General features: G+C 64.8%; 12 protein-coding genes and 1 pseudogene. 6 read left to right on the forward strand and 7 right to left on the reverse strand.

Annotated features, from left to right (window positions below; translation table 11 throughout):
- Window positions 1–8 precede the first annotated feature (8 nt).
- The 7 genes from AO501_RS00220 to AO501_RS00250 all read right to left on the reverse strand — a co-directional run bounded on the left by AO501_RS00220 (window position 9) and on the right by AO501_RS00250 (window position 6,367).
- Window positions 9–773, reverse strand: a complete 765-nt coding sequence (locus AO501_RS00220) for an SDR family NAD(P)-dependent oxidoreductase (RefSeq protein ID WP_055575782.1) — start codon at window positions 771–773, stop codon at window positions 9–11.
- Window positions 770–1,273 (reverse strand): aromatic-ring-hydroxylating dioxygenase subunit beta, encoded by a 504-nt coding sequence (locus tag AO501_RS00225; RefSeq protein ID WP_055575783.1) that lies wholly within the window; start codon window positions 1,271–1,273, stop codon window positions 770–772. The genes AO501_RS00220 and AO501_RS00225 overlap by 4 nt, the downstream gene beginning before the upstream one ends.
- Complete coding sequence (locus AO501_RS00230) at window positions 1,270–2,577, reverse strand: aromatic ring-hydroxylating oxygenase subunit alpha (RefSeq protein ID WP_055575784.1); 1,308 nt, start codon at window positions 2,575–2,577, stop codon at window positions 1,270–1,272. Before AO501_RS00230 ends, AO501_RS00225 begins: the two co-directional genes overlap by 4 nt.
- The gene (locus AO501_RS00235; protein WP_055575785.1) at window positions 2,574–3,410 is read right to left on the reverse strand and encodes an alpha/beta fold hydrolase; all 837 of its coding nucleotides are present in this window, start codon (window positions 3,408–3,410) and stop codon (window positions 2,574–2,576) included. The genes AO501_RS00230 and AO501_RS00235 overlap by 4 nt, the downstream gene beginning before the upstream one ends.
- Window positions 3,407–4,483, reverse strand: a complete 1,077-nt coding sequence (locus AO501_RS00240; RefSeq protein WP_055575786.1) for an extradiol ring-cleavage dioxygenase — start codon at window positions 4,481–4,483, stop codon at window positions 3,407–3,409. The genes AO501_RS00235 and AO501_RS00240 overlap by 4 nt, the downstream gene beginning before the upstream one ends.
- Window positions 4,425–5,438 carry an amidohydrolase family protein gene (locus AO501_RS00245; RefSeq protein ID WP_231752270.1) on the reverse strand — a complete coding sequence of 338 codons (1,014 nt, stop codon included), beginning with the start codon at window positions 5,436–5,438 and terminating at the stop codon, window positions 4,425–4,427. Before AO501_RS00245 ends, AO501_RS00240 begins: the two co-directional genes overlap by 59 nt.
- 197 nt (window positions 5,439–5,635) lie before the next feature.
- Complete coding sequence (locus tag AO501_RS00250; RefSeq protein WP_231752271.1) at window positions 5,636–6,367, reverse strand: FadR/GntR family transcriptional regulator; 732 nt, start codon at window positions 6,365–6,367, stop codon at window positions 5,636–5,638.
- Window positions 6,368–6,853: 486 nt separating this feature from the next.
- Here AO501_RS00250 and AO501_RS36750 point away from each other — a divergent pair, with 486 nt between their 5' ends.
- The 6 genes and pseudogenes from AO501_RS36750 (at window position 6,854) to AO501_RS00275 (ending at window position 12,374) form a co-directional block, all read left to right on the forward strand.
- The gene (locus AO501_RS36750; RefSeq protein ID WP_156452240.1) at window positions 6,854–6,994 is read left to right on the forward strand and encodes a hypothetical protein; all 141 of its coding nucleotides are present in this window, start codon (window positions 6,854–6,856) and stop codon (window positions 6,992–6,994) included.
- 50 nt (window positions 6,995–7,044) lie between these two features.
- Window positions 7,045–7,757, forward strand: a pseudogene (locus tag AO501_RS00255) (MlaE family ABC transporter permease).
- A 9-nt stretch (window positions 7,758–7,766) separates the two neighbouring features.
- Entirely contained in the window at window positions 7,767–8,633 is an 867-nt protein-coding gene (locus AO501_RS00260) for an ABC transporter permease (RefSeq protein WP_055575787.1), read from the forward strand.
- Between the two features lie 4 nt (window positions 8,634–8,637).
- Complete coding sequence (locus AO501_RS00265) at window positions 8,638–10,029, forward strand: MCE family protein (protein WP_055575788.1); 1,392 nt, start codon at window positions 8,638–8,640, stop codon at window positions 10,027–10,029.
- A 42-nt stretch (window positions 10,030–10,071) separates the two neighbouring features.
- Complete coding sequence (locus tag AO501_RS00270) at window positions 10,072–11,100, forward strand: virulence factor Mce family protein (protein ID WP_055575789.1); 1,029 nt, start codon at window positions 10,072–10,074, stop codon at window positions 11,098–11,100.
- A complete protein-coding gene (locus AO501_RS00275) occupies window positions 11,097–12,374 on the forward strand; it encodes a virulence factor Mce family protein (RefSeq protein WP_055576119.1) in 1,278 nt (425 codons plus the stop codon). Before AO501_RS00270 ends, AO501_RS00275 begins: the two co-directional genes overlap by 4 nt.

Below are 12,374 nucleotides of genomic sequence, written 5' to 3' on the forward strand. Positions count from 1 at the left end.
GATGGGCGTCAGCCCATGCTGCTGCCGCCGTTGACGTAGATCGTTTGACCGGTGATGAATCGGCTGTCCTCGCCGGCAAGGAAAGCCACAGCTGTCGCGACCTCAGCCGGATCGCCCGGCCGTCCGAGCGGCACGATGGCGGTTCCCTCCTCGACGACACGCTGCAGACGCGGCGGCGCCAGGCCGGATTCGAGAAGCTCGGTCAGTTCGGGGGTGCGCACATAGCACGGCGCCACCGTGTTCCCGGTGATACCGGCGCCGGCGAACTCGCGGGCGAGGCCGGTGATCATCGCGTGTACGCCACCCTTCGCCGCGTTGTACATTGCGTGATCCACCAGCCCGGTGCGTACCGAGTCGGCGCCGATGTTCACGATGCGGCCGTGGCCTCGAGACACCATGTGCGGCAGCACTGCTCGCACGCAGTAGATGGTCGTCCACAAGTTGTTGTCCACGGTGGCCCGTAACGACTCCTCGGTGTGCTCGAGCGTCGGCAGGATCACGCCGCCGCCTGCGTTGTTGACCAGCACATCGACATGGCCGAGCGCCTCGACCGCCGTTGCCACCAGTTCGTCGGCTGCACCGGGCTGTTGCAGTTCACCGACGAAGCCACCGGCAATGGCCGCGTGCTCGTACACCCACTCCAGGTCGTCCTTGTTCCGGGTGCCGGCGAAAACCATTGCGCCATCGGCGATGAGCCGGGTGACAATACCGAGGCCGATGCCGGAGGCGGCGCCGGTGACGATCGCGTTGCGGCCGGTCAGTGCGCCACTCATAGGATGATCGCGACGTCACCGACGGAACGCAGGTCCGTCATGTCCAGTTCGACTCTCTTTGCGGCAATCCGAAAACCGCTGGCGTTGCGGCGCAGCCGGTAGTGGTACCGACCGACGTAACAACTGGTGCGTCCAGCCCGGAACCGCCACACCGTGAACGACGTTGTCACGGAGAGCTCTTCGGCCGGCCCGTCCTGGACCCGAACGTTGAACAGCTGGTGATTCGTTCGGGAATGGGGGTACTCGCGGTGGGCGCGCCGGCTGTTGAGCCGGGCGACTCTGGCCGTCAGCCGGACGTGGTTGTCGTCGATGAGCATCAATTCGTGGGACGGATCGGCGTCGGGGGCGTCGTTGCAGGGCACCTCGTACTTGGCGTCGCCGTCGAAGAGAGCCAACCAATCGTCGAGCGCCCACGTGTCCAGCAATTCCGCTTCGGCATAAAGGAATTCCTCGACCTGCTGCCGCAGGAAGTCCTGTTGCTGCGCAGCCACGGCGGTCACGGGGCACCAGCCCGGTCCGCAGCGGCGCCCATCTGATGCTGCCAGCGCCGCCAGAAGACGCGCATCTGTTCTTCGTCGTTGGCCAGCGCAACACGACCCATTCCGCGGGAGATGTCGTTCCACTCGACCCCGCCGCTGGCGAAACCCTGCTGACACGATTCCAGGGCTTCCAGGTCGTCTGGGGTGGCGAAGCCGCCGGGGCCGAGGAAGGTCAGAAAGCTGTCGAGCCGTCTGTGACGCAGGGTGGCCGGCTCATTGATGGGGGCCAACGCCCAGGCGGTGACGTCGACGACGTCGGGCGCTGGGGGGTAGAAGGTTCGCACCGTCACAGCCATGATGTCGTTGATGATCAGGTTCGGATAGATCAGCAGGTTTCGATTCATCTCTGCCATCGCATGCGCCCGCTCCTCGCCATGGCGGGTGACCAGATCCGCACGCAGTCGGTCGATTTCGGTGCGCGCCTGTTCACCGAACAGCGGCTCCCATTTAGCGACCGGGCGTCCCCACGGAGAGCTGTATTCGATCACGGCGTGGCCGTTGCCGAGGTCGACCGCTTGACCGCTGACGCCGCCCCGCAGGTCAGTGCCGATCGACACCAGGTACTTGAAGTAGGTGTCGTGCGTGGACTCGGCGTGGTAGCCGTCGAAGCTGTTCTCCACCAGCAGCTTCCAGTTGGCGCCAAAACTATATTCGTGGGTGCCACGGACCATTTCGACAGAGCCGCCGCAACCGTCGACGACGAGATCGATGTAGTCCTTAGCGCCGGCCAGATAGGTTGGCAGGTCCACGATATCGGGGTCGAAGCTGGCAAAGACAAATCCACGGTAGGACTGCACGCGCGCCACGCGCTTGAGCCCCAGCTCGTCGAAGTTCAGTCCGCCGACGTAGGAGTCGCGGTCCGGCACCCCCTTGAGCCGGCCTTCGGAGTCGAAGGTCCAGGCGTGGTAGAAGCACTGGAAGACTTTGGAATTGCCGGAGTCCTGACGGCATACCAATGCGCCACGGTGCGTGCAGGTGTTGTGAAAGACGTTGACCTTTCCGGTTTTCACTCCGCGGACCATGAACAGCGGTCGTCCGCCGACCGGCCGCCGGACGAAGTCGCCCGGCCGGGAAATCTCCGACTCGTGGCCCACGTAAAGCCACGACTTGGCGAAGATCCGGTCGATTTCGGCTCGGTGAATCTGGGGCGATGTCATCGCCGAGCGGTGCACCTTGAAGCGCTGGGCCACCGGGTCATCGACGACGACCGGCAGCTGTGCCACGTCGGTTGCCCGGGTAACCCGCGGCTCCACACCGGTGCTCACGGTCGGGCCAGGTAGTCGGAGACCAGCGCGGAGAACTCGTCGGCACGCTCGATCTGGGTCCAATGTCCGCAGGCGCTGAACACATGCAGGTCGGCGTTGGGTAACAGACCCAGCATGGTGACCGAGACCTGCATCGGAACAACCTTGTCCTCGCGACCGTGGACGAGCAGCGCGGGGGTGGCGATGCGACGCACTTCGTCCTCGGTGATACCGAGCTCGGAACCGGCGTGCCGCGGGTCGAAGAACATCGCGCGGTACGTCTCGTACGCTCCGTCGGCGATGCTGGCCTCGTAACGGATCTCAACGAGTTCGTCGGTGATCATCGCCGGGTCGACCGCGAAGTAGTTGCGCAGCAGGTCGCGCATCGCCTCATGGGACGGCTCGTAGGCGCGCAGCGCGGCGAGACCGTCGGTGAGGGTCATGCCGACACCGGGTGCCCCCATCAGCACCATTCGGGTGATTCGGTCCGGGTGCTCGGCGGCCATCTGCAGCGCGATGCGCCCACCCAGTGAGTTGCCGACAATCGCGGTGTTCTCGATGCCATGTGCATCCAAAAACGCCCAGACGTGGTCGGTCCAGGTGCGCAGTGAGTAGACGATGTCGTCGGGCCGCGCGGTGCCGCCGAAGCCGACGATGTCCGGCGCGAGCACATGGAACCGTTGGGCCAGTGGCCCGATGTTGAGCTGCCAGTTGGCCATCGCCGACACTCCAGGCCCCGAACCGTGCAGCATGAGAACCGGTTTCCCGGCGCCCGCTTCGAGGTAGTGGGTATCGATGCCTCCGGCATCGATGATGCGTTGCTGTGCCACGATCCGGGCTACGGTCGACGTCATCGTCGGTCTCCTTCCTGGAACACCGCGAAACACTTGTTGGAGTTGAAGACATCGGTGGTGACGAGCTCCGACCACGCAAGGTCCAGGCCGAGTTCGTCGACCGCGCCGGTCAGGCAGAACCAGTTCAGCATCTCGTGTTGACCGGCATCGACGATGTCGTGGCTGGGTGTGGTCCGCCACGTCTGGTAGTCGCGCTCGGCGAACAACCGATACAGCCGGCGGTCGGCGGCGGTGTCGGGGGTGAGATGCCAGTTCTTGTCGGTCAGGAAAGCATGCGACCAGCTCGAGGACGCCACCAGCGCCACGCGTAGATCCTTATTGCGGAATGCTTTTGCGACCGCGGCGCCGAGTGCGAAGCACCGGGCCGGGGTGGGCCCGGACGGGTCGAGTCGCTCGTCGGCAATGTCCGCGAAGCGGGCCAGGCCGCCCCGACGGGCGATCGCATGTTGCCCATAGCAATTGACCGTGATCGGTATCAGCGGGTACTCGAAATGCGATCCGGCGTCCGGATAGTCCAGGAACAACTGCGTGTTGAGTATTGCGTGGGGGAAGGGCGAGTCGCTGCGCTTGCGGTAGGAGTAGGCGACATCGAAGCCCTGGCCGATCAGGTCGTCGGCGAGCCGGCGGGCGCCATCAGCGTCACCGTGCAGAGTGATGGTGGTGTCGTCGGGCAATCCCCAGGCGTTGGGGCTGCCTCGGTGGGTCATCAGCTCGAAGGGGTTGACTTCAACATCGCCATAAGCGAGTACGCAGAACGGCGGGATGACCTCTTCGCGAAAGTTCTCGTACTGGTCGTCGCCCCACACGACCACGACGTCAGGACCGAACTCGTCGAGTGCCTCACGACAGCGAGACAGATTCTCCACCAGAAGCTTTCGATGATGTGCCGCGGATTCCAGTCCCCCGTCGCAGCCCCATTCCGCGCGCATCGACGGCGGCCAGTTGGCGGGATCCTTTGCCTCGGCCGGTATGTCGGGATCAGTCAGGGTCCAGCGCAACAGGTCCGCCATGTGGTCATCGGTGCCGGCCAGCAGCGGGTAGTGGGTCAGGCCCAGGCCCAGGAAATGCGCCATAGTGGTCCTCCAGATTGGTGTGGCAGATCCTGCGATTCAGGTCGGTGGGCAGGGTGGCGACGATCTCGTCGAGTTTCTCGGGCATCGCCGGGAAGGGGTAGTCGGATCCGAAGACGACGTGGTCGCTGCCGAAGATTTCGATCGCGGCGTATAGCGCTCGGCGGTCATAGGTCAGGCAGTCGCACCACAGCCGGCGGGCCAGCCGACTCGGTAGATGCGCTGAGGCGGCGGATATCCCGGCGATAACGGCCCCCTTGTCGAGTCGGCCGATCAATGCCGGGAGCGCACCTCCGCCGTGCGCCAAGCAGATCCGCACTTCGGGGCGGCGCGCGAGTGCACCGCCGACCAGCAATGCGGCCGCAGCCAGCGCCGTCTCGATCGGCATCCCGGCACCGAAGCCCAGTCCGAGCTCGGTCACCCGTGCCGGCAGGTCCTGGTCGCTGGGATGAACCAGGATCAGGGCGCCGAGTTCTCCCGCGACGGCAAAGAATCGGTCCAGGCTGGGATGGCCGAGTTCGGTATCGCCGATCCGGCAACCGATTTCGACACCCAGAAAGCCTCGTTGGCGCATACACCGGCGCAATTCGTCGACGGCCCGGTCGGGGTCCTGCAGGGGTACGGCGCCCAGTGCAGCGAACCGGGTTGGGTGCCGACGGGTGATCCGGGCGAAGAATTCGTTCTGCGCCGACGCAAGTTCAGCCGCGCCTGCCGCCGTGGCCCGATAGCAGAACGTCACCGGGATCGGCGAAAGCAACTGCATGGCAACGCCGTCACGATCCATATCGCGGAGCCGGGCCGGTGGCGACCAGCATCGGTGGTCGATCCGGCGGTAATGCTGTCCGCCGAACAGGAGGTGTGCTTCGGTCTCGCCGGTCCGCTCGACGCTCGGCCAGAGGTCGTCCGGATAGCCGTGCAGCAGATCCGGCAGACGATCGTCGATGGCATGCGTGTGCACGTCGACAAGTCTTGTGCGGGTGGATGTCTGAGCGTTGATGGTGGCTCCGCGCAACAGGTGAGACGGACGGGTTCCATCGAGGATAGCTATTGTGCATACATAATTCAAGATGTGCATGCATAATTGTATGGGTAACATGAGGCGCGCCGCGTACAGGCAGGATCGGCCGCGCGCAGCGGGGTAACCGGCGGGCCGGGTCAGGGGTGTTGGGGGGTATTCGGCGTACGGTCCGGGTCGTCGGCGCGGATCAGATCCTGATCATGGCGGTTGATGGCATCGATGAACGACGGTTGATCGTGCAGGGCAATCGCGGCCACGATGTCGTCGTGGATGTCGAGACTCCTGGCCAGCACGGGCTCGTGGTCGCCGATGAAAACCACCCGGGTCAGCACGGCTTTGATGCTGGTCACGACGAGCTGATGCATCCCTTCCAGAACCGGTATGTGCGCCGCGGAAGCGACCACGCCGTGGAAGGCGAGCACGGCGTTGAAAAAATCCGGCGCTTCGGTGCTGGCCCGCATCACGATCATCGCCGACCGCATGGCGGCGACATCTTCACCGGTGGCTCGTTCGAACGCCGCCTTGGTCAAGCCGAATTCGAGGTACAACCGGGCTTCGAACAGGTCCAGGGGATGTGGAGTGGAGGGCTGAAACCACAAATCCAGCGCACCCACCCGGACCTGCGGAGGGGCGCTGGCCACCGTGATTCCGCCGCCTGGCCCGGGCCGCACAGCGACCAGGTCCCGATCACGCAGGATTCGCAGCGTTTCATTCATCACGGTGGGGCTGATGCCGAAGCGGTCCATGATTTCCGAGCGGCGTCCCAGGTGCGCCCCGACGGGCAGACGAGCACTGAGTATCTCGTGTTCCAGATCGGCGGCGACCCGTTCCGCGCGCGACGACCGGAGTACTTGCTCGCGACGCGGCACGCGCAGCCTCCTTCGAGACATCGTCGGCGCCGGGTGACGCCGCAGCACAAGTTTCTCAGAAAGAACCGCAGAATGCGGCTCAGTAGGGAGTCCGGACCAATGAGACGGACAACTGGCCGAGCAGCCGACCGTGGAAAGGTGCTCAACGAACATCCAGCGGTGTTCGGCGCGAGGAGAACATTTCAGGCTCGCCGTAATCTTGCTCCCTATCAACGTATCCTGCGCACCGCAGGCCTCCAGTTCACGAAAAATCCAGCAAGCCAGAAGGTTTGACGAAAGCGCGGCGTGATCGGTGAGCGGCGCTCACGTGGCCAGAGCTCATCGCGCTACGACACGGTCGGCCCAATGCCGGGATTTGGCAACGTCGGCGCTTGTTTCGAGAGCTGGACAGCCGATCGGAGTACCCAGGATTTGACCCCATTGGGGGACCCATTATCCCTCTTGGTGGAGCAGCCACCGGACTGCTGGCCTAGTTAGCGTTCGGTCATGCCGCAGGCTGATCGTGTCTATCCGCAGGTGTGGGCGCCGTGGGGCGTCCGCGCCGAGGCGGCGCGCCTGGGTACACCGTTGGTCGACCCGTGCGGCATCGCTTGCCGCCGGACACAACCGTCGGAGTGCTCGTGGTGACGACGCAAGCGGTGACCAAGCCGGTCCGCGCGATCGGCGGCTTCTTCGCGATGTCACTGGACGCTTTCGTGTTCATGTTCAAGCCGCCGCTCGCCTGGCGTGAGTACCTGCTGCAGAGCTGGTTCGTGGCTCGGGTGTCAACGGTGCCGGCGCTGATGATGACGCTCCCGTACTCGGTGATCTTGACGTTCATCTTCAACATTCTGCTGACCGAGATCGGTGCCGGGGATTTCTCCGGAACGGGCGCAGGATCGGCACCGTCAATCAGATCGCACCGATCGTCACGGTGCTGGTGGTATCCGGCGCAGGCGCCACCGCAATGTGCGCCGATCTGGGCGCGCGGACGATCCGCGAAGAACTCGACGCGATGCGGGTGCTGGGCATCAACCCCATCCAGAGGCTGGTGGTCCCGCGAGTGCTGGCGGCGACAACAGTCGCGTTGGCGCTGGAATCGGCGGTGACCGTGGTCGGTCTCACCGGCGCATTCTTCTTCACCGTGTACGTCCAGCACGTCTCGGCGGGGGCGTTCGTGACCGGCCTGACGACGCTCACCGGCCTTGCCGACGTCATCGTCTCGCTGGTCAAGGCGACCCTGTTCGGGATGGCGGCTGGCCTGATCGCCTGTTACATGGGCATCTCCGTCGGCGGTGGTCCTGCCGGTGTCGGCAACGCCGTCAACGAGACCGTGGTGTTCACCTTCATGGTGTTGTTCGCGATCAACGTCATCGTGACCGCCGTCGGCATCCAGTTCACGGTTACTTGAGGTGAACCGATGACGCAGACCGTCCCGAATGCCCTTGCGGCCCCTGCACTTCCGCTGCTGCAGCGTACATTCAACGGCTTCGCGAGCGAGTGGAACCGGGTCGGATCGCAGATGCGGTTCTATGCTGCGACGCTCGGTTCGATTCCCGATGCGATCACCAACTACCGCAGTGAGTTGCTGCGGCTGATCGCACAGATGGGGCTGGGGGCCGCGGCGCTCGCGATGATCGGCGGCACCGTCGTGATCGTTGGCTTCTTGACGATGACCACCGGTGCCTTGGTGGCGGTACAGGGCTACAACCAACTGGCGTCGGTAGGTATCGAAGCCCTCACCGGCTTCGCGTCGTCGTATTTCAACGTCCGGCTCATCGTGCCCGGAACGGCCTCCGTCGCGTTGTCGGCGACCATCGGTGCCGGCGCTACCGCGCAGATCGGTGCGATGCGGATCAACGAGGAGATCGATGCGCTCGAGGTGATCGGCATCCGCAGCGTCGCCTACCTGGCGTCCAGCAGGGTCGTGGCCGGCGTCGTGGTGGTGATCCCGCTGTACTGCGTCGCCATCATGATGGCGTTTTTCGCATCCAGGGCCGGCACCACCGCGATCTACGGCCAGGGTTCGGGTGTCTACGACCATTACTTCAACACGTTCCTCAGCCCCCGCGACATCATCTGGTCGTTCCTCCAGGTGGTGGCGATAACGATCGTGGTCATGCTGGTGCACACCTTCTACGGCTACACCGCCCACGGCGGGCCGGCCGGGGTCGGTGAGGCGGTCGGGCGGGCCGTGCGGACCTCGATGGTGGTCGCGGCGGTGGAGATCGTGATGATCACACTCGCCGTCTACGGCCAATCCGGCAACTTCCATCTGGCGGGCTGACGGCATGAAACTCCGTGCAGGACAACACCGTATCCACTCCGCATGGTGGACGGTGATCCTGCTGTTGGCCGTCGGCGCGTTCATGCTCGTCACCACGACGGCCTTTGCCGGAACCTTCAGATCGTATGTGCCGGTGACTCTGACGTCGGATCGCTCCGGGCTGGTGATGGAGACCGGGGCCAAGGTCCAGATGCGTGGCGTGCAGGTGGGCCGGGTCGGCCAGATCGGCGACGCACAGAACATGGCCAACCTGACACTCGAGATCGACCCCGATCAGATCCGGTATATCCCGGCCAATGTGCAGGCGCAGATCAGTTCCACCACCGCTTTCGGCGCCAAGTTCGTGGAGTTGGTGTATCCGGAGCAACCGAGTCACGCCCGACTGACTGCGGGCGCCGTGCTGCATTCGAAGAATGTCAGCACAGAAGTCAACACGGTCTTTGAAAACGTCGTCGATCTGCTCAACATGATCGATCCGCTCAAGTTGAACGCGGTGCTGAGCGCAGTCGCCGAAGGCGTACGCGGACAAGGTGAACGGATGGGCGAAGCCACCACCGCCCTCAATGAGGTATTGCAGGCACTCAACGAGCGCAGCGACACCATCCGCCAAGACTGGCGCTCCTTCAAGAACTTCAACGACACCTATGCTGCGGCCGCCCGTGACATCGTGACGATCCTGAACGCCACCAGCACCACCAGCACCACCGTGGTGAACCACGCGAACACCCTGGACTCCTTGTTGCTCAACGTCATTGGCTTCGCGAACTCCGGGACCAACCTGCTCGTTACCAGCAGGGACAACCTCGCCGCGGCGGTCAACATTCTCGAGCCGACGACAAACCTGCTGCTGAAGTACAGCCCCGAGTACACCTGCTTCCTGCAGGGCACCAAGTGGTATCTGGACAACGGGGGATACGCGGCGTGGGGCGGCGCCGACGGCCGCACGCTGCAACTCGATGTCGCCCTGCTGCTGGGCAACGACCCTTACGCCTATCCCGACAACCTGCCGATCGTCGCCGCCAAGGGCGGACCCGGTGGAAAGCCGGGGTGCGGGTCGCTGCCGGATGCCACCAAGAACTTCCCGGTGCGCCAACTCATCACCAACACCGGTTGGGGGACCGGCCTCGATATCCGGCCCAACCCCGGCCTCGGGCACCCCTGCTGGGCCGACTACCTCCCGGTGACCCGCGCGGTCCCGAAGCCGCCGTCGATCCGCGAGTGCATTCCCGGGCCGGCAATCGGACCGATCCCGTACCCGGGGGCGCCGCCATACGGGGCGGCCCTGTACGGGCCGGGCGGGGTGCCGCTTTGGCCCGGGGTGCCGCCGGCCACACCCGACACACCGCCCGCGGAGCCCGGCCCAGCCCCGGCAGAAGCAGGTCCGCCAACACCTTGACCGTCCGCTACCGACACGAGCAGGAGAACAGGAGAAGAAGCCATGCGGGAAAACCTGAGAGGCGTCACAGTGCGCCTCGGCGCCTTCCTGGCGGTTTGCCTGCTGGCCGCGTTCTTGCTGGTCGCCGTTTTCGGGCAGGTCCGGTTCAGCGAAGGCAAGAGCTACTTCGCGGAGTTCACCAACGTGTCCAATCTCAGAGAGGGCAAGCTGGTCCGCATCGCCGGGGTCGAGGTCGGCAAAGTCAAGACCATCTCGATCAACTCCGACGCGACGGTGCGCGTCGAGTTCACCGCCGATGACTCGGTCACCCTCACCGAGGGGACGCAGGCCGTGATCCAGTACGACAACCTGTTCGGCGACCGGTACATGGCGCTGCAGGAGGGCGCCGGGGGACTCAAGATATTGACTCCCGGTCAGACCATTCCGGTTTCCCGCACCAAACCGGCGCTGGATCTGGATGCGCTGATCGGGGGCTTCAAGCCGCTGTTTCGTGCGCTGAACCCGGAGCAGGTGAACGCGCTGAGCGGACAGTTGTTGCAGGCGTTTCAAGGGCAAGGCCCCACGATCGGGTCATTTCTGGACCAGGCGGCTGCGGTCACCAACACGCTGGCCGACCGAGATCAGCTGATCGGGCAAGTCATCACCAATCTGAACGTGGTGCTGGGTTCACTGGGCGGCCAGAACGACCGGTTGGACACAGCGGTGACGTCGCTGTCGCAGTTGGTTCACGGGCTGGCAGAACGCAAGACCGACATCTCCAATGCGGTCGCCTACACCAACGCGGCCGCCGGCTCGGTCGCCGACCTATTGGCCCAGGCCCGCGAGCCCCTCCGCAAGGTGGTCCACGAAACCGACCGGGTCGCGAGCATCGCCGTGGCCGACCACGACTACCTCGACAACCTGCTCAACACGCTGCCGGACAAATACCAGGCCCTGGTTCGCCAGGGCATCTACGGCGACTACTTCGCCTTCTACCTCTGCGATGTCGTGTTGAAGGTCAACGGCAAAGGCGGTCAGCCGGTGTACGTCAAAGTGGCCGCTCAGAGCACGGGACGGTGCGCGCCGAAATGAAAACCTTCTCCGAGCGCAACCAGCTGATCATCGGCGCCGTCGGCATCCTGGCAGTCACCGGGTTTGTGGTGGCCGCGCTGGAATACCAGAAGCTGCCCTTCTTCAATCAGGGCACCGACGTCGCCGCCTATTTCGCCGACGCCGGCGGGCTGCGGACCGGCAACACCGTCGAGGTGTCGGGTTATCCGGTGGGAAAGGTGTCCAGCATCGAACTCGACGGACCGGGCGTGCTCGTCAAGTTCAAAGTCGGCGAGAACATCCGTCTCGGCGACCGCACTGAGGTGGCGATCAAAGGCAAGGGCCTGTTGGGCGGCAAGATCCTCGACGTCCTACCCCGCGGCGACGGGCGGCTCAGTGGTGCTATCCCCATCGAGCGGACCACCTCGCCTTACCAGCTACCGGAGGCCCTCGGCGACCTGGCCTCCACGATCAGCGGGCTGAACACTGAACAGTTGTCCGGATCGCTCAGCACCCTGGCGCAGACCTTCGCCAACACCCCGCCAGATCTGAGGAACGCATTGCAGGGCGTGGCACGGTTCGCGCAAACCCTCGATGAGCGCGACGCACAACTTCGCACCCTGCTCAGCAACGCAGCCAAGGCGACAGGAGTGCTGGCCAAGCGCACCGACCAGATCGTGGGGCTGGTGCGGGACACCAATGCGCTGCTGGCCCAGCTCCGGACCCAAAGCGCGGCATTGGATCAGATCTGGGCGAACATGTCGGCGGTGGCGCGGCAACTGCAGGGGTTCATTGCCGAGAACCGACAGCAGCTGCGGCCTGCGCTCGACAAGCTCAACGGGGTCCTGGCGATCGTCGACCAGCGCAAAGAACGCATCCAGCAGGCCATCCCACTGATCAACACGTACGTGTTGTCGCTCGGTGAATCGGTTTCCTCCGGCTCCTTCTTCAAGGCCTACGTGGTGAATCTACTTCCGGGTCAGTTCGTGCAACCGTTCATCGGCGCCGCGTTCTCCGACCTGGGATTGGACCCGGCCACATTACTGCCGTCGCAGCTGACCGACCCGCCGACCGGCCAGCCCGGGACGCCGCCGTTGCCGATGCCGTACCCGCGCACCGGACAGGGCGGCGAGCCGCGGATGAGCTTGCCGGACGCGATCACCGGCAACCCGGATGACCATTCGTGCGGTTTGCCCGGCGTAGCGTTGCCCGGCCCCGGCTGCTACCCGTATCGGGAACCACCGCCGGCCCCGCCGCCCGGCGGGCCGCCGCCCGGGCCGCCGGCGCCACTTCCTTCGCAGCAGCCGGGAGGCTGA

The sequence above is a fragment of the Mycobacterium gordonae genome, from assembly GCF_001417955.2.
GTDB classification, from domain to species: Bacteria; Actinomycetota; Actinomycetes; order Mycobacteriales; family Mycobacteriaceae; genus Mycobacterium; species Mycobacterium gordonae_B.

Bases quoted from the DNA above. Each gene is read 5' to 3' on its own strand.
- AO501_RS00260 (WP_055575787.1), top strand. From the start codon at position 7,767: ATGACGCAGACCGTCCCGAATGCCCTTGCGGCCCCTGCACTTCCGCTG.
- AO501_RS00235 (WP_055575785.1), bottom strand. From the start codon at position 3,410: ATGACGTCGACCGTAGCCCGGATCGTGGCACAGCAACGCATCATCGAT.
- AO501_RS00270 (WP_055575789.1), top strand. From the start codon at position 10,072: ATGCGGGAAAACCTGAGAGGCGTCACAGTGCGCCTCGGCGCCTTCCTG.
- AO501_RS00240 (WP_055575786.1), bottom strand. From the start codon at position 4,483: ATGGCGCATTTCCTGGGCCTGGGCCTGACCCACTACCCGCTGCTGGCC.
- AO501_RS00275 (WP_055576119.1), top strand. From the start codon at position 11,097: ATGAAAACCTTCTCCGAGCGCAACCAGCTGATCATCGGCGCCGTCGGC.
- AO501_RS36750 (WP_156452240.1), top strand. From the start codon at position 6,854: ATGCCGCAGGCTGATCGTGTCTATCCGCAGGTGTGGGCGCCGTGGGGC.
- AO501_RS00220 (WP_055575782.1), bottom strand. From the start codon at position 773: ATGAGTGGCGCACTGACCGGCCGCAACGCGATCGTCACCGGCGCCGCC.
- AO501_RS00265 (WP_055575788.1), top strand. From the start codon at position 8,638: ATGAAACTCCGTGCAGGACAACACCGTATCCACTCCGCATGGTGGACG.